Annotated in this window: 23 protein-coding genes, 1 pseudogene and 1 riboswitch; of the genes and pseudogenes, 10 read left to right on the top strand and 14 right to left on the bottom strand. The window is 67.3% G+C overall.

All coding sequences use genetic code 11. The features are described 5' to 3' along the window. Positions 1–5: 5 nt before the first annotated feature. From ABGN05_RS28080 to uxuA, 7 genes are all read right to left on the bottom strand, one after another. Entirely contained in the window at positions 6–371 is a 366-nt protein-coding gene (locus tag ABGN05_RS28080; protein WP_367957341.1) for a hypothetical protein, read from the bottom strand. 13 nt (positions 372–384) lie between these two features. After that, on the bottom strand, positions 385–1,488 hold the full coding sequence (locus ABGN05_RS28085; protein WP_367957342.1) for an ABC transporter ATP-binding protein: 1,104 nt from the start codon (positions 1,486–1,488) through the stop codon (positions 385–387). After that, complete coding sequence (locus ABGN05_RS28090; protein ID WP_367957343.1) at positions 1,488–2,540, bottom strand: carbohydrate ABC transporter permease; 1,053 nt, start codon at positions 2,538–2,540, stop codon at positions 1,488–1,490. Before ABGN05_RS28090 ends, ABGN05_RS28085 begins: the two co-directional genes overlap by 1 nt. 1 nt (position 2,541) lies before the next feature. After that, a complete protein-coding gene (locus ABGN05_RS28095; protein ID WP_367957375.1) occupies positions 2,542–3,465 on the bottom strand; it encodes a carbohydrate ABC transporter permease in 924 nt (307 codons plus the stop codon). 232 nt (positions 3,466–3,697) lie between these two features. Continuing rightward, complete coding sequence (locus ABGN05_RS28100; protein ID WP_367957345.1) at positions 3,698–4,969, bottom strand: ABC transporter substrate-binding protein; 1,272 nt, start codon at positions 4,967–4,969, stop codon at positions 3,698–3,700. A 220-nt stretch (positions 4,970–5,189) separates the two neighbouring features. Beyond that, complete coding sequence (locus ABGN05_RS28105) at positions 5,190–6,668, bottom strand: mannitol dehydrogenase family protein (RefSeq protein WP_367957346.1); 1,479 nt, start codon at positions 6,666–6,668, stop codon at positions 5,190–5,192. Between the two features lie 321 nt (positions 6,669–6,989). Beyond that, positions 6,990–8,192: a mannonate dehydratase gene (uxuA, locus tag ABGN05_RS28110; RefSeq protein ID WP_367957347.1), complete on the bottom strand. Its 1,203-nt coding sequence runs from the start codon at positions 8,190–8,192 to the stop codon at positions 6,990–6,992. 143 nt (positions 8,193–8,335) lie between these two features. After that, positions 8,336–8,447, top strand: a riboswitch (TPP riboswitch). Here uxuA and ABGN05_RS28115 point away from each other — a divergent pair. The 4 genes from ABGN05_RS28115 to ABGN05_RS28130 all read left to right on the top strand — a co-directional run bounded on the left by ABGN05_RS28115 (position 8,438) and on the right by ABGN05_RS28130 (position 12,064). Then, positions 8,438–9,046 carry a YkoF family thiamine/hydroxymethylpyrimidine-binding protein gene (locus tag ABGN05_RS28115; protein WP_367957348.1) on the top strand — a complete coding sequence of 203 codons (609 nt, stop codon included), beginning with the start codon at positions 8,438–8,440 and terminating at the stop codon, positions 9,044–9,046. It overlaps the preceding riboswitch by 10 nt. Positions 9,047–9,109: 63 nt before the next feature. After that, positions 9,110–9,691 (top strand): ECF transporter S component, encoded by a 582-nt coding sequence (locus ABGN05_RS28120; RefSeq protein ID WP_367957349.1) that lies wholly within the window; start codon positions 9,110–9,112, stop codon positions 9,689–9,691. Continuing rightward, positions 9,684–11,342, top strand: a complete 1,659-nt coding sequence (locus ABGN05_RS28125) for an ABC transporter ATP-binding protein (protein WP_367957350.1) — start codon at positions 9,684–9,686, stop codon at positions 11,340–11,342. Before ABGN05_RS28120 ends, ABGN05_RS28125 begins: the two co-directional genes overlap by 8 nt. Beyond that, positions 11,336–12,064 (top strand): energy-coupling factor transporter transmembrane component T family protein, encoded by a 729-nt coding sequence (locus ABGN05_RS28130; RefSeq protein ID WP_367957352.1) that lies wholly within the window; start codon positions 11,336–11,338, stop codon positions 12,062–12,064. Before ABGN05_RS28125 ends, ABGN05_RS28130 begins: the two co-directional genes overlap by 7 nt. A gap of 20 nt (positions 12,065–12,084) precedes the next feature. On the opposite strand, the gene xylA is transcribed toward ABGN05_RS28130, so the two are convergent. After that, positions 12,085–13,410 carry a xylose isomerase gene (xylA, locus tag ABGN05_RS28135; protein WP_367957353.1) on the bottom strand — a complete coding sequence of 442 codons (1,326 nt, stop codon included), beginning with the start codon at positions 13,408–13,410 and terminating at the stop codon, positions 12,085–12,087. 139 nt (positions 13,411–13,549) lie between these two features. Here xylA and ABGN05_RS28140 point away from each other — a divergent pair, with 139 nt between their 5' ends. Next, entirely contained in the window at positions 13,550–13,912 is a 363-nt protein-coding gene (locus ABGN05_RS28140) for a nuclear transport factor 2 family protein (RefSeq protein WP_367957354.1), read from the top strand. Between the two features lie 23 nt (positions 13,913–13,935). Here the strand turns inward: ABGN05_RS28140 and xylB are convergent, their stop codons facing one another. The 5 genes from xylB to ABGN05_RS28165 all read right to left on the bottom strand — a co-directional run bounded on the left by xylB (position 13,936) and on the right by ABGN05_RS28165 (position 19,360). After that, a complete protein-coding gene (gene xylB, locus ABGN05_RS28145; protein ID WP_367957355.1) occupies positions 13,936–15,387 on the bottom strand; it encodes a xylulokinase in 1,452 nt (483 codons plus the stop codon). Between the two features lie 166 nt (positions 15,388–15,553). Beyond that, complete coding sequence (locus ABGN05_RS28150; protein ID WP_373695992.1) at positions 15,554–16,891, bottom strand: tetratricopeptide repeat protein; 1,338 nt, start codon at positions 16,889–16,891, stop codon at positions 15,554–15,556. 7 nt (positions 16,892–16,898) lie between these two features. After that, positions 16,899–17,522: a LysE family translocator gene (locus ABGN05_RS28155; protein ID WP_367957356.1), complete on the bottom strand. Its 624-nt coding sequence runs from the start codon at positions 17,520–17,522 to the stop codon at positions 16,899–16,901. Positions 17,523–17,649: 127 nt separating this feature from the next. After that, positions 17,650–18,561, bottom strand: coding sequence for an alpha/beta fold hydrolase (locus ABGN05_RS28160; RefSeq protein ID WP_367957357.1), 912 nt, complete (start codon positions 18,559–18,561; stop codon positions 17,650–17,652). Positions 18,562–18,646: 85 nt separating this feature from the next. Then, positions 18,647–19,360, bottom strand: a complete 714-nt coding sequence (locus tag ABGN05_RS28165; protein WP_367957358.1) for an MBL fold metallo-hydrolase — start codon at positions 19,358–19,360, stop codon at positions 18,647–18,649. 323 nt (positions 19,361–19,683) lie between these two features. On the opposite strand from ABGN05_RS28165, the gene ABGN05_RS28170 reads away from it, so the two are divergent. From ABGN05_RS28170 to ABGN05_RS28185, 4 genes and pseudogenes are all read left to right on the top strand, one after another. Beyond that, entirely contained in the window at positions 19,684–20,232 is a 549-nt protein-coding gene (locus ABGN05_RS28170) for a Spy/CpxP family protein refolding chaperone (protein ID WP_367957359.1), read from the top strand. A 34-nt stretch (positions 20,233–20,266) separates the two neighbouring features. Then, positions 20,267–20,968, top strand: coding sequence for a response regulator (locus tag ABGN05_RS28175; protein WP_367957360.1), 702 nt, complete (start codon positions 20,267–20,269; stop codon positions 20,966–20,968). Further along, positions 20,965–22,257, top strand: coding sequence for a sensor histidine kinase (locus ABGN05_RS28180; protein ID WP_367957361.1), 1,293 nt, complete (start codon positions 20,965–20,967; stop codon positions 22,255–22,257). Before ABGN05_RS28175 ends, ABGN05_RS28180 begins: the two co-directional genes overlap by 4 nt. 126 nt (positions 22,258–22,383) lie before the next feature. Then, positions 22,384–22,548: pseudogene (locus tag ABGN05_RS28185) on the top strand (DUF6429 family protein); the annotation flags it as partial. 317 nt (positions 22,549–22,865) lie between these two features. On the opposite strand, the gene ABGN05_RS28190 reads toward ABGN05_RS28185, so the two are convergent. Further along, the gene (locus ABGN05_RS28190; RefSeq protein WP_367957362.1) at positions 22,866–23,348 is read right to left on the bottom strand and encodes a DUF1349 domain-containing protein; all 483 of its coding nucleotides are present in this window, start codon (positions 23,346–23,348) and stop codon (positions 22,866–22,868) included. Between ABGN05_RS28190 and ABGN05_RS28195 the strand changes: the two genes are divergently transcribed. Further along, positions 23,268–23,462: transposase (locus ABGN05_RS28195; RefSeq protein ID WP_367957363.1), on the top strand; the 195-nt coding region annotated here is incomplete at its 3' end. The genes ABGN05_RS28190 and ABGN05_RS28195 overlap by 81 nt on opposite strands.

Below are 23,462 nucleotides of genomic sequence, written 5' to 3' on the forward strand. Positions count from 1 at the left end.
GAAGATCAGCATTCCACATCGGCATAGGCATCGAAAACATTTTCCAATTCGGCGTAAAAATTTGCGACTTGGGTCAGATCTGCGGGGTCAAGCGTTGTCGTTCCTGGCGGGATTCCGCCGCGAACGTTGCTGAAGTAGCGGCCCAAGCCCTTTGCTGGTCCAGTTGCGTAGACCACGACGAGCGTCAGATCACGCCCCGTACGCTCTGATTCCTTTCTGGCGATGGGATCGAGAAGCGTGTGCCATTCCTGTCTCGCTGATTTCAGCCCAAGCGCGGTTGCCAATTCGCCGTATTGAATCGTTGAGCGGCTCTTGGCTATTTCGCAGAGAATTCGGCGTGCGGGAGTATAGTAGCGCAATATGCTTGGCATGAAGTCACCGGACCTACACCGCCTCCCCGATCACCAGCCGCTTCCGCGCGATCCCGTCGTCCTTCCGGAAGAGATGCGTTAACTGCGGCCGCAGGACGACATGGGTGGTGCCGCCGCGGCGGATCGCGGTCTGGCCGGGAAGGTGCGCCGTGAGCTTCGTCCCGTCCGCCGCCTCGCAATAGAGATAGGACTCGCCGCCGAGTTGCTCGACCGAATGGACCGTTACGGGGTAGCCCTCCGCGCCGCCGATCTCCAGATGGTCCGGCCGGATCCCGAGCTGTGCCGCCTCGCCCGTCTTCATCCCCTCGCCCGAGACCGCGGCGCGATAGGCGTTGCCTGCGGCGTCCTTCAGCCCGACGCCCTCGGCGTCGATGCCGGTCACAGTGACGTCGATGAAGTTCATGCGCGGCGAGCCTATGAAGCCCGCCACGAAGGCGTTGGCGGGGGTGTTGTAGAGGTCGAGCGGGGAGCCTGCCTGCTCGATGCGGCCGTCGCGCAGCACCACGATCTTGTCGGCCATGGTCATGGCCTCGACCTGGTCGTGCGTGACGTAGATCATGGTGTTTCCGAGCCGCCGGTGCAGGCCGGAAATCTCGCCGCGCATTGTGACGCGCAGTTCCGCGTCGAGGTTGGACAGTGGCTCGTCGAACAGGAACACGCGCGGCTCGCGCACCACCGCGCGCCCGATCGCCACGCGCTGGCGCTGGCCGCCCGAGAGTTGCTTCGGCCGCCGGTCGAGATAGGCCTCGATCTGGAGCATGCGCGCGGCTTCGGCGACCCGCGTCTCGATCTCGGGCTTGGGCGTGCGGATGTTCTCCAGCCCGAAGGCGAGGTTCTGGCGCACCGTCATGTGCGGATAGAGCGCGTAGGTCTGGAACACCATGGCGAGCCCGCGCTCGGATGCCCGCTGCTCGTTGACGCGCATTCCATCAATCTTCAGTTCGCCGCCGGTGATGTCCTCCAGCCCGGCGATCATGCGCAGAAGCGTGGACTTGCCGCAGCCCGACGGCCCGACGAAGACGCAGAACTCGCCGTCCTCGATGCGGAGGTCGACCCCGTGGATGGCGCGCACCTGGCCGTAATCCTTGACGAGATTGTCGAGCTCGACGACGGCCATCACTTCACTCCCGACTGCGCGATGCCCGCGGTGATGTATTTCTGCAGCACGGCAAAGACCAGCGTGATCGGCAGGAGCGTCAGCACCGTCATGGCGAGCAGCGGCGCCCAGCTGGTCTGGAGGTCGCCCTGGAAGGAGTTGAGCGCGAGCTGCAGCGTGAATTCCTCCGACCGGTTGAGCACGATCAGCGGCCACAGGAACTCGTTCCAGCGCCACATGACGGAGAAGATGACGAGCACGGCCAGCGCAGGGGCGGCCAGCGGCAGCACGATGCGCCAGTAGACCCGCCATTCGGATGCATGGTCCATGCGCGCTGCGTCGAGCAAATCGTCGGGGATTGTGAGCATGTATTGCCGCAGAAGGAAGACGCCTGTGGGCGTCGCCACGGCCGGCCAGATCACACCCCAGGGCGAGTTAACGAGGCCCAATTCCGAGACGACGAGGAAGATCGGCACCAGGTTGATCGTGGGCGGGATCATCAGCGTCGCGATGATCAGGATGAACACCGCGGTACGTCCCCGGAAACGGTATTTCGACAGCGCGAAGGCGGCCATCGAGTTGAACAGCACCGTGATGATGGTGGCCACCACGGTGATGAAGACGGAATTCCAGAAATAGAGCGCGAAGTTGAACCGCTCGAACAGCACGGTGTAGTTTTCCGCCGCGAGCGCGAACTCGCGCACCGGCACCCGATCGTTGATGTTGACGTTGATCCGCGCGCCGGGGTTCTCAGGGTCGACCATCTGGGAGTTCAGGCCGATGCGGCGGATCTGCGCCAGCACCTTGCCTTCGTGCTCCCCGCCGGTGATCCGGAAGAGCTGCAGCGGCTCCTCGTGGCCTTCGACTGCGACGCTGGCGGGCGCCAGCGGCAGCAGGCTCGGCGGGTATTCCTGGAGCGCGGATTCCGTCTTGAACGACGACAGGGCGACCCAGAACACCGGCCCGAACATCAACAGCACCGCCAGTGCCAGATAGCCCCAGGTGAGCCAGTCGGTAAGATCGAACCGTCCGCGGCCGCGCGTGCGGGTGAGGAAGGAGAGGACGTTCGCCATTCTACCCCTCCGCCTGCCGCCGCGTGGCGGCGAGTTGCAGCAGGGTCAACACGAGCAGCACGGCTGCCATCAGCAGCGAGGCCGCGGCAGCGAGGCCGAAGAGCTGCGGACGGAAGGCGAAGCCGGTCTCGTAGATGTATTGCAGCAGGAGCAGCGTCGCCGAGCCGGGCCCGCCGCCGGTGAGCACGAAGATCTCGTCGAAGGCCTGCACCGCGCGGATCAGCGACAGGACGATGACGACGACCATTGTCGGCATCAGGAGCGGCATGGTGATCCTGGAGAACACCCGCCACTTCGAGGCGCCGTCCATCTCCGCCGCCTCGTAGACGTCGGAGGGGATCGCCTGCAATCCGGCGAGCAGGATCAGCGTGTAGAAGCCCATGTGCGCCCAGATCGACACGAAGACGATCCAGAAGAAGGCCCAGTCGGCTTCCACCAGCCAGTTGACGACGGGAAGTTCCCAGCCTTCCAGGGTTGCGTTCAGCACGCCGTAGCGCTGCAGGATCCATTTCCAGATCAGCGCAACCACGACCGGCGAGAGCAGCACGGGATAGAAGAACACCGAGCGGAAGAAGCCGCGCAGCGGGATGTCACGGTTGAGCACCAGCGCAGTGACCAGCGAGAACAGGATCATGAAGCCGACCTGAAGGATCACGAACCAGCCGGTGTTGTGGACCGCGCGCCAGAAGATGTCGCGGGTGCAGCTGTTGGGGTCGAGATAGCTCTCGCAGGCCAGCAGCGACTGGAAGTTCTCCATCCCCACATAGGGCCGGTCGGCGAGCAGGATGCGGTCGCTGCCCGTCGTGGCGTAGAAGAAGTTCAGGAAGATCGGCAGGAAGGTGAAGAGGCCGAAGATCAGAAGGTTGGGGAACAGGAAGACCCAGGCGATCCTCTGCGCCCCGGTCATCCTCTGGATCGCCAGCATCGGGCGCTCGAAGAGCTCGAACGCCGAGCGGTAGACGAACGAGGCTGCGGTCGTCACCGGTGTGAACATGGCCGTCCCATCTGCCTGGCTCCACGTTTGCCGGGAGCTTCTCCCCGAGCGCGGGGAGAAGGATGCTATGCCGGCGCCACCTCTTCCCTTCTCCCCGCCCGCGGGAAGAAGTTGGCCCGAAGGGCCGGATGAGGGGCAGCGCGGACGTTTCGTCGGCGGGTGGTTACTTCGCCGCCGCGACCGCTTCCTTGACGTCCGTGTCGATGCGTTCCAGCGCCTCGTCGAGCGTGGATTCGCCGACGATCGCCTGGGTGATGCGGGTCACGGTCGCGTTCATGATGGCGCGGTTGTTCTTGTAGCCCTGGAACTGGAAGGCGACCGGCGAGAAGTCGGCGAGCGCGCTGGCGAAGGTGGTCAGCGCCGCTTTCTCCGCGTCGGTGGCGTTCTCGTACTCGATGCCCTTCACCTGCAGCGCCTGGTTGGCCGGGATGTTCTTGGTCTTGGCCAGCACTTTGGCCTGCACGTCCTCGCGCGAGATGAACTCGAGGAGCTTGCCGACCTCTTCCGGCGCCTTGGTGTGCTTGAAGGCTGCGATCGCCGCGCCGCCCGGGATGCCGGTGCAGCCGCCGGGGCCGCAGGGGGCGGGCACCGCCTGCCAGTCGAAGGCGTCGCCGATGTCGCGGCCGAAGCGGCCGATCTGCCACGAGCCGGAGATGTACATGACCAGCGAGCCGTTGGTGAACTCCTTGGCCGCGTCCTGGTAGGTCGCGCCACCGGCGCCGGCCCAGACGTCCTTGGCCACGGTGCCGTCATTGTTCCACGCGACGAACTGCTCCGACCAGGCGCGGAACCCGTCGTCGACCGTGATCGGGTTGCCCTCGGCGTCGAAATACTTCGCGCCGTAGGAGATCGCCGGGCCGGCATAGCGGTGGCCGGTGCGGTCCATGGCGACGGCGTATGGGGTCTGCGTCTTCTCGGCCACTTCCTTGGCAGCCTTTGCCCAGTCCTCGTAGGTCGCGCCCTTGGCTGGGATCGCCACGCCGGCCTGCTCGAACAGAGTGGTGTTGATGAAGGGACCGGTCGCGGTCTGCTGGTCCATGATGGCGTAGATGCCCTTGTCGTCGGGCGAGTTCACACGGGTCCAGGCGAGCGTGCGGCCGTACTGCTCCTCGATCTTGGCCGCATCGGACACGTAGGGCGTCACATCGAGCATGTACTTGGCGAGACCGCCGAGATCGGTGACGCGGGCGAGATCGGGGCCCTCTCCGGAGGCGAGCTGAAGCGGCAGGCCTTCCACGATGGACTTGTAGGGCACCACGTCGACCACGACCGTCGTACCGGAATTCGCGGCTTCGAAGTCCTTGAACGCCTCGGACCACGCATCGCACTCGACGCCGTCCTGGTAGCAGGCGAAACGCAACTCGGCGGCCGAGGCCGGCGCGGCCGAAAGCATGGCGGCGAAGGCTGCTCCGGAAAGCAGGTAAATGGATTTCATGTCTTCCTCCCTGGGTGCATCGGGGCTTTCGGCCGTCTGGCCGACTGTCTCAGTGCTGCGAAATTCGTATCTTGTGTCTTATACAAGAGTCAATCAAACGCTCTCGCCGGGCAGGACGGCACGCGCCTCGCTCCGCGCAACGAGCCCTTCGAACGAGCATCTTTTCATGACAGGACCATGAAGGCCAGAGCCCGTGCGACGTTGGGCAGACGGCGTGGCGCTAGCCACGAATGGCAGCCGCTTCCGCCGCGATCGCGGCGCGCATGCCTTGGGTGAGCATTCTCGCCAGCCTCGCGGTGACGGCCTCCCGCCATTCGGTGGAGCCGGCGAGCCTCTCGGGGAACAGCCCGGGAAGAGCGAGCAGTCTTTCCACGAGCGCTGCCGCATCGCCATTCGCCTCCCCGACCCGCTCGGCGATCTCTGCCTCGCGCGGGTCGCGCAGAAGATAGGTCTCGCCGCCTTCGTTGATGCCCGTCGCATAGCGCATCCAGGCGGCAACGGAGAAGGCGTAGGCATCGATCGGCAGGCCACGGTCGAGCGCAATCAGGGCCGGCTCGAGCAGCCGCTGCGGCAGCTTCTGCGTCCCGTCCATGGCGATCTGGTAGGTCTGGTGCGCGATGGCGGGGTTGGCGAAGCGCTCCCTGAGATCGCGCGCATAGTCCGCAAGGTCGATGCCGGGCACCGGATCGAGCGTCCTTGCCGCCGCCTCCATGTGGCGTTCGATGACCGCGACGAGGTCGGCATCCTTCATGCAGTCGCGCACGAACGTGTGCCCCGCGAGATATCCGGCATAGGCGAGCGTCGAATGCGCGCCGTTGAGCATCCTGAGCTTCATCTTCTCGTAGGGCGCAACGTCCTTTACGAACAGCGCGCCGCCGGCTTCCCAATCCGGGCGCCCGGCGACGAAATCGTCCTCGACGATCCACTGCGTGAACGGCTCGGTCTCGACCGCCGCGCGGTCCTCGCGGCCGGTCAGCCGCGCGGCGTCGGCGAGCGTGTCGTCGGTGCTCGCCGGCGTGATGCGGTCGACCATGGTCGAGGGAAAGCTGACGTTGGCCTCGATGAAGGCGGCGAGACCGGCGTCGCGCTCGCGTGCGAATTCCAGCACCAGCCGCTTCAAGACCTTGCCGTTGTTGGGGAGATTGTCGCAGCACAGCACGGTGAAACCCGGCAGGCCACTTTCCTTGCGCAGCCGCAGCGCCTCGACGATGAAGCCGACCGCGCCGACGGGGTGTTCGGGGTCCTTCAGGTCCGCGGCGATCGCCGGATGGCCCCGGTCGAGCCCACCCGTGCGCCCGTCGAGCCCGTAGCCCTTCTCGGTGATGGTGAGGCTGACGATCCGCGTTTCCGGAGCGGCGAGCGCCGCCAGCACGGCATCGGGCTCGCGCGGCGCCACCAGCACTTTCCGGATCGAGCCGACCACCCGCGCCGAGACGCCCTCGGGGCCGCGCACAAGAAGCGTGTAGAGCCCGTCCTGAGGATTCATGGCATCGGCGACGTCACCGGAGCGCAGGCTGACGCCGGTGATCATCCAGTCCCCACCCGAGGCACCGAGCGCATCGTCCGTGCAGACCGCCTGGTGCGCCTTGTGGAACGCTCCGGTGCCGATGTGGACGATGCCGGATTTGAGATTGGCGCGGTCGTAAGCGGGGACGGCGACGGTGGAGGGGAGGCCGGAAGTTTGCGAGAGACGGGTCATCGCGCGGCACGCATGGACAGATTTGAGGCGCGGGCACGCCGACCTCTCAAGAGACTGTCGGCTTCAGACATTTCCTGCATGGCCGGCGGACGGATCTTGCGTGACTTGAGGGCTGCACGAAGCACCCCCTCACCGTCTCGCGTCGCGAGCCACCTCTCCCCCTGCCCGGGGGAGAGGAATCGCGCCGAGGCGATCTCGCTCGAGTGTCGAAGTCCTGGTGCAAAGCCGACGCTGCGTTTCCTCTCCCCCGGGCAGGGGGAGAGGTGGCCCGAAGGGTCGGTGAGGGGGTGCTTGGCGATGCCTGCTAGAGTCATAACCGTCTCACCCCGCAAACTTCAGCCCCGCCATCACCCCGCGCAGTTCCGCCAGGCCTTTCAGCCGTCCGATCGCGGGATAGCCGGGCTGGGCGCCGCGGTGGAGGTCGTCGAGGATGTCCTGGCCGTGGTCGGGCCGCATCGGGATTTCGGCGTCCGCCCTGCCCTCGGCGCGTCGCCGCTTCTCTTCGTCCAAGAGCGCCGCCACCACCGCTACCATGTCGGTCTGGCCGGAAAGGTGCTCGTCCTCGAAGAACGAGCACGGCGTCTCCTCCGTGTCGCGGCGCACGTTACGCAGGTGCACGAAGTGGATGCGCGGCGCCAGCCGGCGCACCATCGCCGGCAGGTCGTTGTCGGGCCGCGCACCGAGCGAGCCGGTGCAGAAGGTGACGCCGTTGGCGAAAAGGTCGACGGCATCGAGAACGGCGACGTAGTCCGCCTCGCGCGACATGATGCGCGGCAGGCCGAGCAGCGGAAAGGGCGGGTCGTCGGGATGGCAGCAGAGCCTGAGCCCCAGCCGCTGCGCGTCCGACGCGACCTCGGTCAGGAAATCGATCAGGTTCTTGCGCAGCCTGTCGGGGCCGATGCCGTCATAGGTCGAGAGATGCTCCTGGAGTTCGGGCAGCGACCAGCTTTCGACCGCGCCGGGCAGGCCCGCGGTGACGTTGGCCGCGAGTTCGGTCTTGCGGTCCTCGCTCATGGCGCGGAAGCGCTTCTCGGCCTCGGCCGCGACGGCCGGCGAGAAATCCCCGGCGGCGCCGGAGCGTTTCAGGATGTGGATGTCGAAGGCGGCGAAGTCGAAGAGGTCGAAGCGCATCGCCCTGCCGCCATGCGCCACCGGCCAGGCGAGGTCGGTGCGCGTCCAGTCCAGCACTGGCATGAAATTGTAGCAGATCACCTCGATCCCGGCCCGCGCCAGGTTTTCAAGGCTGCGGCGGTAGTGGACGATATGGGCGCGCCAGTCGCCGGTCTGGGTCTTGATCGCCTCGGAGACAGGCAGGCTCTCGACCACCTCCCATTTCAGGTGGTTCATCGACCCGTCGGCGGCAAACGCCACCTCGCGCTGCCGCTTCTCGATCTCCTCGGGCCGCCAGATCTCGCCGGTCGGGATGTGATGCAGCGCCGTGACAATGCCTTCGACGCCGGCCTGGCGCGCATCGGAAAGCGTCACCTTGTCCTTCGGACCGAACCACCGCCACGTCTGCCGCATCGAACCTCCCCGGAAGCGCACGCATGTATCGGGTTTTTGGCCGACCGAAGCAAGCTTGCAGCGAATGGGGCGGGAGCGAGCCGTCCCCGCTGGCGGGTCAGATTTTTAAGGTTGCAAGCCCTGCCCCCGGCCACTACTACTTCCGACATCGACAGGGGTGCTCCGTATCGCCGGGGCTGAGATGCGGACGCCAAGCCCGCGGACCCTCAAGCTGATCTGGTTAATGCCAGCGGAGCGAGGCGAAGATGTTTTCCGGCGCACAGGTTTCCCTATATCCAATGTCCGACGATTTCGTCGGCATCATTCTCGGCGCGATCAAGGCGCTCGAACCCTACCGTCCGGACTTCAGGATCGAGACGGACGACGTCTCCACCCTCATCGTCGGTCCTCCCGAGCAGCTCTTCCCCGCCATGCGGGATCTGTTCGCCGCTGCTGCGGCGGGCGGCGCCCATTGCGTGCTCGCCGCCACCGTGTCGCGCGGCTGCCCCGGCGAGCCCGACGACCCAATCTGCACTCCGATCAACCCCAGCGGTCCGCAGACCGGCCTGGAGGAGCGCATCGCCGAAGCGCGGCGCGCGGTCGCCGCCGCCGCCCCGCTCGGCCGTGATATCGCGGCCCAGTTCTCCATCTATCCGCTCGGCATCGGCCAGCACATGGACGAGATCTACGGCTGCATCGAGTTCCTGAAGAGCTCCGGGGTGTTCGACCGCTCCAAGAACTTCTGCACCAAGCTGCGCGGAGACGTCGGCCCGGTCTTCGCAACGCTCTCCGAGGCATTCCTGCGCTTCGGTGCGCCCGATGGCCACGTGGCGATGGACCTCAAGGTCTCGGCCAACAGCCCCACCGTCGCCTGACGTCCTGCCGCCGAAGGCGGCGGCGCGCGGACCTCCCATCCCAACCCGAAAGGTACCACCGCCATGCAAGCCCCCAACGCCTGGACTCTGCGCGAAATCCTCATCGTCACCGTTCTCGGCGCCGTGTTCGGCGTCCTCTACCTGGCCTGGGTGCAGGTCTGGCTCGTCGCCCAGGCGATCTTCGGCGCGATCACGATGGACGTGGTGATGGGCTTCTGGTTCATCGTCTCGATCATCGCAGCCGCGATCATCCGCAAGCCCGGCGCCGCGCTCCTGTCGGAGGTGCTGGCGGCCGTGGTGCAGATACTGCTGGGCAGTCCGGCCGGCCTCCTGCTCCTTTTGACCGGCCTCGTTCAGGGTGCCGGTGCGGAAGCGGTGTTCGCCGCGACCCGCTGGCGCGACTACCGCTTGCGCGTGCTGGTCATGGCGGGTGTCGGCGCGGCCGTCTTCTCCTTCGTCTACACATGGATCCGGTTCGACTACGGATCGTTGCAGCCGGGTCTGCTGATCGCCATGTTCGGGCTGCGCTGCCTCAGCGGCGCGCTGCTCGGCGGCCTCGCCGGCCATCTCGTGACCGAGGCGCTCTACCGCACCGGCGTCCTGTCGGGGCTGGGGATCGACCGGGCGCGGCGGGCGCATGTCTGACGGGCACGACGCGCTCGCCTGGCGCGACGTCCGCGTCCGGTATCCCTACCAGTCAGAGGACTCCGTGGGTCCGGTCTCGCTCGCGGTGCGCCGGGGGGAGCGGCTGCTCCTTCTCGGGCCGTCCGGCGCGGGCAAGTCGACCCTGCTTTCGACCCTGACGGGGCTGATACCCGGCACGATCCCCGCCAGCGTGAGCGGTGAGGTCCGGCTGATGGGGCGCAACACCGCCGCTCGCACACCGGCCGAGTGGGCCGACACCACCGCGTGGCTGCTGCAGGACGCCGAGCACACGCTCTGCGGCATGACGGTCGGCGACGAGATCGCTTTCGCGCTGGAGAACCGGGCGCTTCCCGAGTCGGAGATCGCCTCCGCGGTCGAGGCCGCGATGACGCGCGTCGAGATTCCGAGGCAATGGCGCGCCCGCCGCACCGCATCGCTGTCGGGCGGCGAGAAGCAGCTGGTCGCGCTTGCGGCAGCCGTCGCCCAGCAGGCCCCCCTCCTCGTCGCCGACGAACCCAGCGCCCATCTCGCGCCGGAAGCGGCGGACCGGCTGCGCCGGCTGATCCTCGACGATCCCGCGCGCACGATCCTTATCGTCGACCACCGGCTGGACGGGCTTTTCGCGTCCGTCGACCGGGTCGCGGTGCTCGGCCGCGACGGCGGACTGCTCGCCGTCGATGCCCCGGGCCCTCTGTTTCGCAGGTACGGAACCGATCTCGCCGCGATGGGTATCTGGCGGCCGGCGGCGGCGGAGCTCGACGCGATGCTGGCGGAGGCCGGCCTCGTGGCGGAAACGCCGCCCCTGACTGTCGACGACGCGCTACGGGCCATCGATCCACCGCCGGCCAGCACCCGCAAGGCAGCCATCGGCGCGGTGTCGCGCTTCGTCGCCGGCCGAACCCTGCCGGTCCCGGAAGCAGAACCCGGCGAGGTCGTCGCGGGCCTGTTCGGCGCCGCCTGCGCGCCGCTGTTCGGCCCGACCGTCCTCGAAGGCATAACGCTTTCGGTTCGCCGCGGCGAGACGGTGGCGATCCTCGGTCGCAACGGCGCCGGCAAATCGACGTTCGCGGCAAGCCTCGCGGGCCTGCTTCGGCTGAAGGCGGGCCGGCGCGAGGGACAGCCAGCCGGCATGGCCTTCCAGAACCCGGAAAGTCAGCTCATCGCCGGCTCGGTGCTCGACGAGGTCGCCGAAGCTCTGGCGGCGGACATGCCGGCGGCCGACGCTGCGCGGGAGGCCGAACACCTGCTGGATGCGTGGGGCCTGGAAGGCCTGGCACAGCGTCATCCCTTCGAGCTTTCTCAAGGGCAAAAGCGCCGGCTCGCCCTGCTCTGCCTCGCCGCGACCGACCGCTGGCCGCTGCTCATCCTCGACGAGCCGACGGCCGGGCTCGACGCGGCTGGCGTCGACGCCCTCGCCCGGCGGATCGCCGCGCTCGCCGTTGCGGACCGGGCCGTCGCGATCGTCACGCACGACATGGACTTCGCGCTGAGGACCTGCCGGCGCGCGATCGTGGTCGGCAACGGGACAATCATCGCGGACCGGCCAATGAACGCCGTCGCGGCGGACCGCGCGCTGCTCGAACGCGGCGGGCTGCGTGAGCCCGCCGTCATGCCCGCGATGCGCTGGCTCGGGCGCCACGCGCCATGCTGAGCCGCGTCCATCCGCTTGCCAAGCTCGTTGTCTGCATGGCCTGGCTGGCCGCGTCCATCCTCGTCTTCGACGCGCGCTTCCAGGTCGTGGCGATCCTCGTCGCCGCCGCGATCCTCATCGTGCTCGAACGGCGCTCGCCCGTCTTTGTCATGCTGCTGACGGTCCCCTTCGCCCTGTTCGGCTTCGGCTTCCTGACGACCAGCCTGCTGTTCCGCGAGGACGGCGGCTTCGCCCAGCGCATGGCCGAGGAGGCTCCACTCGGCTCGGAGGCGCTCTCGGCCGGTGTGGTGCTCTTCCTGCGCGCCGTCGCCTGCGGCATGATCTCCGCCCTCTTCGCCCTGACCACCGATCCTGGCGCCTTCATCAAGGCGCTGATGGCTTCGTGGCGGCTCCCGCCGAGCCTCGGCTTCGCGCTCTTCAGTGCGGTAAACTTGGTGCCGGACCTCGCCGGCGAGGCGCAGCGGATCAGGCTGGCGCGCGCCATGCGGCGCGGTCGCCCGCCCCGACGCATCCCCGGCCCGGTCGAGGCAGCGTCGCTGCTGATCCCCCTGCTCGCCTACGCCATACGCCGCGCGACCCGCGCCGCCATTTCCATGGAACTGCGCGGACTCGGCGCGCGACCGCGCACGATCGCGAACTCTCCGCTCTTCTCGCGCATGGACGCCGCCTTCGCTGCCGCGGCATTCGTGCTGCTCTGGGGCTTCGTCATCCTGCTGGCATAGCTGCCTCGGCGGCGGCTAGGTCAAACGTACCTGTTGACGATGTTCTCCAGATACTCCTGCCGGCCCGACTTCGGCTGCGGCTCGATGCCGTTCGACAGCACGTGCTCGGAGATCTGTTCCAGCGTGCCGTTGCCCGAGAGCATCGCCTTCGCCTCGCCCGAGTTCCAGCCGGCATAGCGCTCCTCGAGCGGACCGGACAGCGCCTTGTCCTCGACCATCCGGGCCGCCGCCTTGAGGCCGCGGGCGCAGCAGTCCATGCCGCCGACATGGGCGTGGAGGAGGTCGGCCGGGTCCAGCGACTGGCGCCGCAGCTTGGCGTCGAAATTGGTGCCGCCGGTGGTGAAGCCGCCGCCCTGCAGGACATGGTAGTAGGCGAGCGCCATCTCCGGCACGTTGTTGGGGAACTGGTCCGTGTCCCAGCCCGACTGGTAGTCGTTGCGGTTCATGTCGATGGAGCCGAAGATGCCGAGCGCGTTGGCCATCGCCAGTTCGTGTTCGAAGGAGTGGCCGGCAAGGATGGCGTGGCCCTGCTCGATATTGACCTTGACCTCGTTCTCCAGCCCGAACTTGCGCAGGAAGCCGTAGACCGTCGCGACGTCGTAGTCGTACTGGTGCTTGGTGGGCTCCTGCGGCTTCGGCTCGATCAGGATCGTGCCTTCGAAGCCGATCTTGTGCTTGTAGTCGACCACCATGGCAAGGAAGCGGCCCGCCTGTTCCATCTCGCGCTTCAGGTCCGTGTTGAGCAGCGTCTCGTAACCCTCGCGGCCGCCCCACAGCACGTAGTTCTGGCCGTCAAGCCGCTTGGTCACGTCGATGCAGCTCTTCACCGTCGCGGCGGCATAGGCGAAGACGTCCGGGTCCGGATTGGTCGCGGCGCCGGCCATGTAGCGGCGGTTCGAGAAGAGGTTGGCCGTGCCCCAGAGCAGCTTGACGCCGGTCTCCTCCATCTTGCCGCCGAAATAGTCGGCGATCTCGTCGAGCCGCGAAATGCTCTCTTTCAGCGTCTCGCCCTCGGGGCGCACGTCGGCGTCGTGGAAGCAGAAGAAGGGCGTTCCAAGCGCGGAGAACATCTCGAAGGCGACGTCGGCCTTCAGACGGGCAAGCTCCATCGTGTCGGTGCCGCCGGCCTTCGGGAACCAGGGCCGCTCGAAGGTCTGGCCGCCGAACGGGTCGCCCCCCGGCCATGCGAAGGAATGCCAGTAGGCTATCGAGAAGCGCAGATGGTCCTCCATGCGCTTGCCCATCAAGACTTCGTCCTTGTCGTAGAAGCGGTAGGCGAGCGGATTGGCGCTGTCCGGCCCCTCGAACTCGATTTTGGCGATGTCGCCGAAGAAACCGGTGCTCACGTCAGCTCTCCTCACTGTTGTTCGCCGGCACATAGCCGGCCTGGAAGGATCCGCAGTCATTACGCTGCGGGTAATTGGTTGCGCCGCGGCACCGCGCGAAAACGGTCGCGTTCAGTCGCACTTGAGAAGGCGAACGACAATGACCGACCCCAAGACGATCGCCGAGGACTATGTCGCCGTGTGGAACGAGACCGATGCGAACGCGCGCAGCCGCAGGATCGCGGCGCTGTTTTCCGAGAGCGTCGTCTATCGCGACCCGCTGATGCAGGGAGACGGCCATGCCGGCCTCGACGCGCTCGTGACGGGCGTTCAGCAGCGCTTTCCCGGCTTCCGCTTCACCGTGAAGGGTCAGCCCGACGGCCATGCCACCCATGTCCGCTTCTCCTGGAGCCTGGGGCCGGACGGCGCGGAAGCCCCGATCGAGGGGACCGACGTCTGCCATGTGCGGGATGGGCGGCTCGCCGAGGTGATCGGCTTCCTCGACAAGGTTCCCGCGCAATAGCCCGGATCGGGGGGCGGCGGCGATCACATCGCCCCCCGTATCGCCGGATAGAGTGCGCGGAAGCGCTGGTAGGCGTCGGCATAGGTCTCGGCGAGGCCGGCGTCCGGCTCGACGGTCTCGGCCGTCGCCGGCGCGGTGCAGACCGCCAGCGGGTCGGCGCCCGTCGCCGCGATCAGGCCGAGCCGCGCCGCGCCGAAGGCCGCGCCGAAATCGCCGTCTGCGGGGATGTCGACCGGAACGCCGAGTGCCGTGGCGATCGCCTTCAGCCAGTAGCGCGACCGCGACCCGCCGCCGATGGCGGTGACGCGCTCAAGCGTGGTCCCGGCGGCCTTCAGCGCCTCCAGATTGTCGCGCAACGCGAAGGCGACGCCCTCGACCACCGCCTGGGTCAGCTCCGCCTGTCCGGATTGGTGTCCGAGCCCAACGAAGGCGCCGCGGATTGCGGCATCGTTGTGCGGCGTCCGCTCGCCGGAAAGGTAGGGAAGGAATGTCACGCCCGTCGGCGCCTTGAGGTCGTCGCCGAGTAGCTGCGTGAGGTCGCCCGCGTTGCGCCCGGTAACATGCGAAAGCCAGTTCAGCGAGTCGGTGGCCGAGAGGATCACGCCCATTTGGTGCCAGGTGTCCGGCAGGGCGTGGCAGAAGGTGTGGACCGCACTTTCCGGATTTGGGAGATAGCTGTCGGTCGCCGCGAACAGCACGCCGGAGGTCCCGAGCGAGACGAAGGCGTGGCCGTGCCCGACTGTGCCCATGCCGCAGGCCGACGCCGCGTTGTCGCCGGCGCCACCCGCCACGACCACGCCGGCGCCCATGCCCCATTCCGAAGCGAGTTCGTCGCGAAGCGTGCCGCCTTGTTCGGTCCCCTCCACCAGCAACGGCATGTGGTTCTCGTCGAGCCCGGTCGCCGCGAGAAGTTCGCCCGACCACCGGCGCTGTGCCACGTCGAGCCAGGATGTGCCGGCCGAATCCGACATCTCCGAGATGTGCTCGCCGGTAAGCCAGAGCCGCAGATAGTCCTTCGGCAGCAGCACTTTCGCGACCTTGGCAAAGATGTCCGGCTCGTTGTCCTTCACCCAGACGAGCTTCGGTGCCGTGAAGCCGGGGAAGACGATGTTGCCGGTGACGGCGCGGAAGCGCGGGTCGGCATCGAGGCGGGCGGCCTGTTCGTGGCTGCGCGTGTCGTTCCAGAGGATGCAGGGGCGGAGCGGCTGATCGACGGCGTCGAGAAGCGTCGCCCCGTGCATCTGGCCGGATAGGCCGATGCCCTTCACCGCCGCGAGTTCGCGCCCGTGCGAAGCCTTCAGCGAACCGACCGCCTCGCGCGTCGCACGGATCCAGTCGGCTGCATCCTGCTCCGACCAGCCGGAATGCGGCCGCGAAACGTCGAGCGCGCCGGTCGCCGAAGCAACGATGCGCTGCTCGCCATCAATGAGGAGCGCCTTGACCCCCGACGTTCCGAGGTCGAGCCCGAGATACATGCGTTTCTCCTCCCGCCGCGCTTCTTGCGACGCGGCGACATCTCCCTCGCCAACCCTTATCTGGTCGGACCAGAAACCGCCGGCACCCTACTCATAGCAAAAAACGTCCCGCTGAAAACCGGGATTCGGGCTGTTCGGGAAGATTTTTTTCGCCGGTCGGAATAATTCAGCGCGGCGGTGGCGAAGCGGCCATGTCCGCCGCCCGCCGTACAAACAGCTGCGACAGCGGGCTGTCGGGCCGCAGTTCCTTCCGCTCCGAGGCCAGCGCCATGGCCAGCGGGCGGTTGCCGGAGCGCAGCGACGCTTCGATCAGGGTCAGGTCGAGCACGTCGCGCTGCGCGTGGCTGCCGCCGAAGCGGTGGGCCTGCCCACGAAGCGGCTTGAGCAGGCGAACCGTCGTGGCGAAATCGCCGTCGCCGAAGGCGTTGATCGCCCTGGCGGCGGGATAGCCGACGTCGCGCGTGAAGGACGCATTGTCGTCGCCGCGCCCGATCGCCTCCTCCTGCGCCCGCAGCAGGGTCTCGGCGAGGTCGGATCGCCCGGCGCCGACGAAGGCCATCATCGCATGCGCGTCGTTGAAGGCGTAGTTGCCCGCGGTCGCGAAGGGCGCCCAGAGTTCCGCCAGCCGCGTCCACCGTTGCCCGGCATCGACACCGCGCAGGTGCAGCCGCCAGAGCAGCGCGGAGGCATCGACCATGTTGAGCACGAAATTCGACGTGCCGCCCTCGACCGGACCGTCGTAGAGCGCCAGCATCTCGTCATGGTCACCGAGATCATGGTGGAAGAGCGCCAGGTGCCACCAGTTGTGGACCTTCATCAGGCTGTCGGTCGACCAGCGGTCGGGATCGGCCCGCATCCAGGCGATGCCGTCCCGCTGGCGGCTCTGCATCTCCATGACATGCGCCACCGCGTGCTGGCCCCAGCCGTCGCGCGGCTCGAGCTCCACGGCGCGGCGCCCGGCCGCCTCCGCGCGGGCATAGTCGCCGGTCTCCTCCAGCCCGAACGCATAGGCCGACAGGATGGCGTGGTAGCCCGGCATGGCGTCGTCCCATTCGGGCGCCGCGCGCGCGATGCGGTCGCGCAGCATGCGGGCATTGCCGGTGAAGAAATCGATCTGGTGTCCGGCCTGCAGGGCGAGCGCGTCGCGGGGATGATCGAGCGTCAAGTCTTCGAGGATTTCGGATGCTCGATGCCAGTGCCCGTCGACCAGCGCGCCGAGCGCGGCGACATGGCCCTTCTCGCGGGCATCGGCAGGCAGCGCCGCCGCGGTCGCGTGGATGTCCCGCGCCGCCGCGGTCGCGGCCGGTTCGGTGGCGAGACCGAAGAGCCAGCCCTTCAGCACATGCGCCATGACGAAGCCGGGGCTTCGCGAAATAGCCGCGTCGGCATGCGCGACGGGATCGCCGACGAAGCGCTGGAATCCCGAAAGACCGGCCTCGTAATGCTCGGCACTCATTTCGTCGGCGCCGGAGAGCGCGAAGCCCAATAGATCGTGCGTGGTCATCGGAGCCTCAGTTTCCGGAGCGGACGGCGACCGTCGCCACACCGGCGCCGATCAAGAGCGCTCCGCCGGTCCGGTTGAAGGCGGAGACGATCCTTGGATTGCGTATCGCGCTGCGCGCCCGCGACGCCACCAGCGCGTAGCCGAAGGCGTTGGCGAAGGCGAGGCACAGGAACGTCGCCTCGAAGATCGCCATCTGGGCGACGAAGTCGCCCTGCCGGTCGATGAACTGCGGCAGGAAGGCGACGAAGAAGGTGATGCTCTTCGGGTTCAGCGCCGTCACCAGCCAGGCATGCGAAAGCATGCGCGCGGACGAGACGCGGTCCGTTCGCGGGCTGGCGTCGAGCCTGCCGCCGGCCCGGAAGAGCTTGATGCCGAGCCACACCAGATAGGCCGCGCCGATCCACTTGAGCACCGTGAAGACGGTGGCCGACGCCATCAGCAGCGCGCCGATGCCTAGCATGGAAAGGGTCATCGCGGTGAAGTCGCCGAGCGCAACGCCCGCCGCCATCGGCAGGGCGGTGCGCCACCCCTGCCCCAGCGCGTAGGAGACGACGAGCAGGATCGTCGGTCCCGGGATGACCAGCAGGACCGAGGATGCCGCGACGAAGGCGAGCCAGGTTTCGAAGGACATGTCGTGACCTTTCCGAACGAGCGGGAAGCAATCCACAGCCGTTGAAACCTGTCCAGCGGAAAAGACGCGTCGCTGCGTCGCGCCGCACTGCGGGCGCCGCCGGGCAGTGGCACCTCGATCAAAAGGCTCAGGATGTCGCGGCGGCGTGCTTTTCCAGGAACGGGAGCATCGCCTCGATGGTCGCACGCGGATTCTCCTCGGCGATGAAGTGCCCGGCCTCGATGCCTTTGCCCTCCACCGCGACGCACCAGTTCCGCCAGACGTCGAGCGGGGTCGCGGCTTGCGCGGGAAACCCCTCGTCGCCCCAGAGCGCCAGCGTCGGGCAGGCGATCCTGCGCCCGGCCGCCATATCGGCCTCGTCGATCGCGCGATCGATGGTCGCGCCGGCGCGATAGTCGTTGCAGGCACCGTGAACATGCCCCGCTTCGGCGAAGCACGTTCGGTAATCGGCCAGGGCTTCGGGATGGAAGGCGGAAAGATCCTTCGTGCGCGTCCAGCTTGAGATCGTGTAGTCGACGAAGCCTTGCGGATCGCCGCCGACCAGCATTTCCGGCAACGGCTCCGGCTGGGCCAGCATGAACCAGTGATAGGCGTTCATGGCGAGCGGCACGTCCATCGCCCGCCACATCACCGCTGTCGGCACGATGTCGAGCACGGCAAGCGCCGTGACGCGTTCCGGATGATCGAGCGCGAGGCGGTAGGCGACACGACCGCCGCGATCGTGACCTGCAACCGCAAAGCGTTCGAACCTAAGCGAGGCCATCAACGCCACGGCGTCCTTCGCCATCACGCGCTTCGAATAGGCTTCGTTGCCGGCATCGTTCGGCGGACATGACGAACGGCCGTAGCCGCGCAGGTCCATCATGACGCAGGTGAACCGATCCGACAGCGCCGGATAGAGCGTATGCCACATGGCATGCGTCTGCGGAAAGCCATGCAGGAGAAGCAGCGGCGGCCCCTTGCCACCGACGCGGGCGAAGAGCGAAGCGCCGTTGGCCTCGATGCGGCGTTCGCTGCTGCCGGAAAACAGGTCGGACATGAAGGAAGCGTATTCCTCTCCCCGGCAGCGCGCAATCGGTCCCGGCTCTGCTCCTGACAGGTCTGTCCCTCATCCCCGAGCGTCCTCAGCTGTCACCATCGAGGTATGTGCGCGCGATCCCCGCCATCTCCGCCGGCGTCATGCTCTCGCCGTGCCCGCCATGCGCGATCCGCACCGGCAGGTCGAGGATGCGGCGCATGGTCTCGCGGTAAGCGTCCGGGTCCGAATCCGGCAGGTCGTCGATCAGCCCGCCCGGATAGATCGCGTCGCCGCTGAAGAAGAGGCCGTCCGTCTCGTCCAGGAGCCCGATCGAATCGGGCGAATGGCCGGGCAGCGACAGCACCTTGAAGCGCCGGTCGCCGAGATCGATCGTATCGCCCTCGGAAAGGCGGCGCGTCAGCGGCGCGGAGCGCAGCGAATAGGAGGATTGATCCCACCCCTCGTACGGCAAGCGTTCGACGCCGCCGGCGAAGGTTCGGAACATGTCGGCATAGGTCGATTCGTCGGGCATGGTGGCGAAGGCGTCTGCCGAGACCGCCGGTCCCCACCGCTCGGCAAACTCGTGCAGCGATCCGACGTGGTCGAGATGAATGTGGGTGGCGACCGCGACCACGGGCTTGCCGGGCGTGACCGGAAGCTGCGCCGCCAAAGGAGCGAGCCCCATTCCTGTGTCGACCAGGAGGTCGCGATCCCTTCCCTGAAGGAAATAAAGATTGGCGCAGAAAAAGCCGTGCACCGCCGGTTCGGTTAGGACCGTCAGGCCCGCCGCCAGCTCCCGTTTCACGAACCATGGCGGCATCGGCGTTCAGTCCTTTCCGGCGGCTGGACCATTCGATTGCGGGCTTTGTACACTTGTTAAGCGAGTGTCGAATGCTCATCTTCATCGCATCCCGTCGGGCGCATCTCCTCCCATTGCCCGGCGGGTGTTCCCCTCTGGAGGTTCAGCCTTTATGGCAACTCCAATCCTGGCCGGGTCCTTCGCGGATCCGGCCTTTTTTCAGGCGCTCCACCTGCGCGCCGAGCTTCACACAACTTTACATTCGCCCGCAATCGCGGAAACGTTGCGCGGCTAGTCTCCGACCATGGACGGCGATGGTCGCTGTCTGGGAAAAGGATCGTGAGATGGAAAACGAGATCGACAGGAACGAAGGTCCGGAACGTTCGGGCATGTCGGCCGGCTGGCGGCGCGGCCTCGCCATCGGTGGGCTCGCCGTGGCTGTCATCGCGGGCGCCGGACTGGTCACCGCGCAGGCGGAAGGCGGCGGCTGGGGTGGCGGCTGGGGCCCGGGCCACGGCCCCGGCATGCACGGCCGGATGGGAGGCATGGGTTTCATGCATGGCGGGATGGGCGAGATGCTGGACGATATCGATGCGACGGCCGAGCAGGAGAAGAAGATCTGGGAGATCTTCGATGGCGTACGCGGCGACATCCGATCGACTGCGATCGACTTCCGCAACACGCGCGGCGAGGTGCTCGAACTCTTGAGTGCTCCCGAGATCGACCGCGAGGCGGCCGAGAAGCTGCGCAGCGAACGCATTGCCGCACTCGACGAGGCCTCCCGGAAGATGACGAAGGCGCTGCTCGATGCGGCCGAAGTCCTGACGCCGGAACAGCGCGCCGAACTCGCCGAGCACGTCGAGGAACGCCGCTCCGGGCGTGGTCGCTGGTAAGCGGGGCGCGAAAGGGCGGAAGGAAGACGAGGGTATGGCGGAACAGGTCCTGATCGTCGACGACGACACGCGCCTTTCCGCCATGCTGGCGGAGTATCTGGCCGGCAACGGCTACCGCGTCTCCACCGCCGCGACGGCAACGGAGGGCATGGCGGACATTCACCGCCGCCCTCCCGACCTCGTCATCCTCGACGTCATGCTTCCCGACCATGACGGGTTCGAGACCTGCCGGCGCATCCGCCAGCTCTCCGACGTACCGATCCTGATGCTGACGGCCAAGGGCGAGGAGACGGACCGCATCGTGGGGCTGGAACTCGGCGCCGACGACTATCTCCCAAAACCCTTCAATCCGCGCGAGCTGCTGGCCCGCCTGAAAGCGATCCTGCGCCGCCGCAACGCGTCGGGCACGAACGGTTCGCGCGTGATGCGCTTCGGACGCCTGGAGATCGATCCGGCCTCGCGCTCGGCCCGCATCGACGGGCGCGACTGCGCCATGACCAGCTATCAGTTCGACTTGCTCGTGGCGCTCGCGGGCCATGCCGGCAGGACGCTGTCGCGCGAGCAGCTGATGGACATGGTGCGCGGCGAGGAGCTTGAAGCCTTCGACCGCTCGATCGACGTCCATGTGTCGCGCATCCGCGCCGCCATCGAAGACGACCCGAAACACCCGCGCAGGATCGTGACCGTGCGCGGATCGGGCTACGTCTTCGCCCGCTATCAGGACGACGGACAGTGAAGCTGGTCCCCTTCGCCTGGCGCAACAGCCTGTTCATCAAGATCTACCTGACGCTGCTTGCGAGCCTCGCGGTCGTTGCGATCGCCAGTGCCGCCTTCGTGTGGATCGGGCACGACGAGGACGACCGGGGCTGGCGCGGCCGCCGCGACCAGTTCATCGCCGCCATGCTGCCGCCGGAGGCGAGCCCTGCCGAACTGAACGCATTGCTGGGGCGGCTCGGCGGCGCGCTCGACGCCGATCTCGCGATCTACGATCGCCGTGGCCGGCTGGTCGCATTCGCGGGCCATCCATTCCCGGACCGGATTCGCGAATGGCGCGGCCGCATGCATGACGAGGACGAAGATGACGACAACGATCATGGCCTGACCATGAGGCTCGCTGACGGGCGTACCGTTGCGGCGCGCATGGAGCGGCCGCTCGGGCCCGGCGGCCGCAATCCCCTCGCCTATCTCGTCATGATCGCCGGCGTCATCGGCCTGGCGGCCTATCCGGTGGTGCGCCACCTGACGCGGCGGCTGGAAACGCTCCGCAAGGGCGTCGACGCCTGGGGCGAAGGGGCGCTGGTGACCCGCGTACCCGCCAGCGGCTCCGACGAGGTGGCCGCGGTCGCGCAGAGCTTCAACCGCGCCGCCGACCACATCGAGCGCATGATCATGGCGCACCGCGCCCTGCTCGCCAATGCCAGCCACGAATTGCGCTCGCCGCTCGCCCGGCTGCGCATGGCGATCGATCTCTACGAGCAGTCGCCCGGCGCGGCGCGCAAGGACGAGATCGTTCGCAATCTCGGCGAACTCGACGACCTCGTGGAGGAGATCCTGCTGGCGAGCCGGCTGGACCACGCCGAACGGCTGGACCATGTCGAGCCCGTCGATCTCCTGGCGCTTGCCTCCGAGGAAGGCGCCCGCAACGGCATAGAGATCTCCGGCACGCCCGCAATCGTTAACGGCGACCCGCGCCTGCTGACGCGGCTGATCCGCAACCTGATGCAGAACGCGCTCCGCCACGGCGCGCCGCCGGTCACCGCTCAGGTGGCAAGAGCCGGCGGAAGAATAAGTTTCAGCGTGCGCGACCACGGCGACGGCATTCCCGACGGCGAGGGCCGGCGCGTCTTCGAGCCGTTCTACCGCCCCTCGGGCCGCGGCGAGACCGCCGGCGGATGGGGCCTCGGCCTATCGCTGGTCCGCCAGATCGCCGGCCACCATGGCGGGACAGTCCGCCACGAGCGGCCGGCGGACGGCGGAGCAAGGTTCGTGGTGGAGTTTCCGGATCGGGAAAACACGGGAAGCTGATCGCCGCACGGCTCCGCATTCGCGATGCGCCGAGACGGCAAACATCCGCTGAGGGTCGAGGGAGACGCGCCACCTGTGCTGTGATGCGCGCTTGCAGATCGCACCGACAGGTTCGACGACGCCGTCCTGGCGCCGCTGTGGCCGACGCCGCACGACGAGCGTCACGCCTGGAAGGGTTTCGAATGCGACGTGACGGACCGTCTGCACCGGAAGGGCGGACCGGCGAACAAGCCCAAATCGCTAATGCTGACAGACGAAGGCCTGCGGCGCTCGGAAGAGCTGTTTTCGCGCGCTGTTAACGCAACCGGAGCCGTGCGCGCAGGACGCGGCGGCCAGTTTCCAAGGGGCTGGCCCCACGCCGACAGTCCGTGCGGCCACGGCCGCTGGCGGCGTGGCGTGTCGTGTATTGAATTCTTGAAAGGTTTGGTTGCGGGGGCAGGTAACCGTCGATGTCGGCAGGGACTTGTCCAAGCTGCAGCATAACCGGTCAAGATAGTCTAGCTGGAGTTTCGCCTGTTTGTTGGAACCGCCATGCGCGACGGTGGCAAAGGCGGACCAACCGCCACCCCTACACATTGGTTCGGATGCCCTGCCTTCATGGATGTCTATCAGGATCCGTCCCGCAAATCGCTCAGGGTCTCCGCTTTCCAGTACACATCACCGAAGCTGACCAAGCACCCCTCACCGATGGGAGATTGGGCCGTCAACTCGATCGTCGGCGTGCACTCCCCGACCGCCAGCGCAAACAGGCGAACAAGCGACCATGATTTTCCGTCCAAGGAGTAGTGAAAGGCAAAGACCGTTCCGTCCCAGTAGACCCTGAGATAGACCTGCTGCGCATCGATGTCGGGGCCATTGGCATCGTCGGATGTATCCTTCGTGACCACGCTGACGATGGTGGGTCTCCCTGCCGGAGAAAATTCAAAGGCCAGCTTTGCCCAGCAGCCGGCGGCAGTTTGAACCGCGCCGGGTTTGCCGGAGGTTCCAAACCTTGAGAAGGTGGAGCCATCATGAGCAAGACGACGAACAGGTTTTCTCCCGAGGTGCGTGCCCGAGCGGTGCGCATGGTTTTGGATCGCGAAAGCGAGCATCGGTCGCGCTGGGCGGCGGTGTCCTCGATCGCGGCCAAGATCGGCTGCACGGCGCAGTCGCTCAATGAGTGGGTGAAGAAGGCGGAGGTCGACAGCGGTGTGCGCGGCGGCCTT

This window comes from Aquibium pacificum (assembly GCF_040839445.1).
GTDB lineage: Bacteria > Pseudomonadota > Alphaproteobacteria > Rhizobiales > Rhizobiaceae > Aquibium > Aquibium pacificus.

Excerpts from the sequence above, each read along its gene's own strand:
- ABGN05_RS28160 (WP_367957357.1), bottom strand. The coding sequence starts at position 18,561 with ATGTCCGACCTGTTTTCCGGCAGCAGCGAACGCCGCATCGAGGCCAAC.
- ABGN05_RS28085 (WP_367957342.1), bottom strand. The coding sequence starts at position 1,488 with ATGGCCGTCGTCGAGCTCGACAATCTCGTCAAGGATTACGGCCAGGTG.
- ABGN05_RS28140 (WP_367957354.1), top strand. The coding sequence starts at position 13,550 with ATGACCGACCCCAAGACGATCGCCGAGGACTATGTCGCCGTGTGGAAC.
- ABGN05_RS28080 (WP_367957341.1), bottom strand. The coding sequence starts at position 371 with ATGCCAAGCATATTGCGCTACTATACTCCCGCACGCCGAATTCTCTGC.
- ABGN05_RS28130 (WP_367957352.1), top strand. The coding sequence starts at position 11,336 with ATGCTGAGCCGCGTCCATCCGCTTGCCAAGCTCGTTGTCTGCATGGCC.
- ABGN05_RS28125 (WP_367957350.1), top strand. The coding sequence starts at position 9,684 with ATGTCTGACGGGCACGACGCGCTCGCCTGGCGCGACGTCCGCGTCCGG.
- ABGN05_RS28095 (WP_367957375.1), bottom strand. The coding sequence starts at position 3,465 with ATGCTGGCGATCCAGAGGATGACCGGGGCGCAGAGGATCGCCTGGGTC.
- ABGN05_RS28105 (WP_367957346.1), bottom strand. The coding sequence starts at position 6,668 with ATGACCCGTCTCTCGCAAACTTCCGGCCTCCCCTCCACCGTCGCCGTC.
- ABGN05_RS28190 (WP_367957362.1), bottom strand. The coding sequence starts at position 23,348 with ATGCTCGCTTTCGCGATCCAAAACCATGCGCACCGCTCGGGCACGCAC.
- ABGN05_RS28150 (WP_373695992.1), bottom strand. The coding sequence starts at position 16,891 with ATGACCACGCACGATCTATTGGGCTTCGCGCTCTCCGGCGCCGACGAA.
- uxuA (WP_367957347.1), bottom strand. The coding sequence starts at position 8,192 with ATGCGGCAGACGTGGCGGTGGTTCGGTCCGAAGGACAAGGTGACGCTT.
- ABGN05_RS28175 (WP_367957360.1), top strand. The coding sequence starts at position 20,267 with ATGGCGGAACAGGTCCTGATCGTCGACGACGACACGCGCCTTTCCGCC.
- xylB (WP_367957355.1), bottom strand. The coding sequence starts at position 15,387 with ATGTATCTCGGGCTCGACCTCGGAACGTCGGGGGTCAAGGCGCTCCTC.
- ABGN05_RS28155 (WP_367957356.1), bottom strand. The coding sequence starts at position 17,522 with ATGTCCTTCGAAACCTGGCTCGCCTTCGTCGCGGCATCCTCGGTCCTG.
- ABGN05_RS28090 (WP_367957343.1), bottom strand. The coding sequence starts at position 2,540 with ATGGCGAACGTCCTCTCCTTCCTCACCCGCACGCGCGGCCGCGGACGG.
- ABGN05_RS28170 (WP_367957359.1), top strand. The coding sequence starts at position 19,684 with ATGGAAAACGAGATCGACAGGAACGAAGGTCCGGAACGTTCGGGCATG.
- ABGN05_RS28120 (WP_367957349.1), top strand. The coding sequence starts at position 9,110 with ATGCAAGCCCCCAACGCCTGGACTCTGCGCGAAATCCTCATCGTCACC.
- ABGN05_RS28165 (WP_367957358.1), bottom strand. The coding sequence starts at position 19,360 with ATGCCGCCATGGTTCGTGAAACGGGAGCTGGCGGCGGGCCTGACGGTC.
- ABGN05_RS28115 (WP_367957348.1), top strand. The coding sequence starts at position 8,438 with ATGTTTTCCGGCGCACAGGTTTCCCTATATCCAATGTCCGACGATTTC.
- ABGN05_RS28100 (WP_367957345.1), bottom strand. The coding sequence starts at position 4,969 with ATGAAATCCATTTACCTGCTTTCCGGAGCAGCCTTCGCCGCCATGCTT.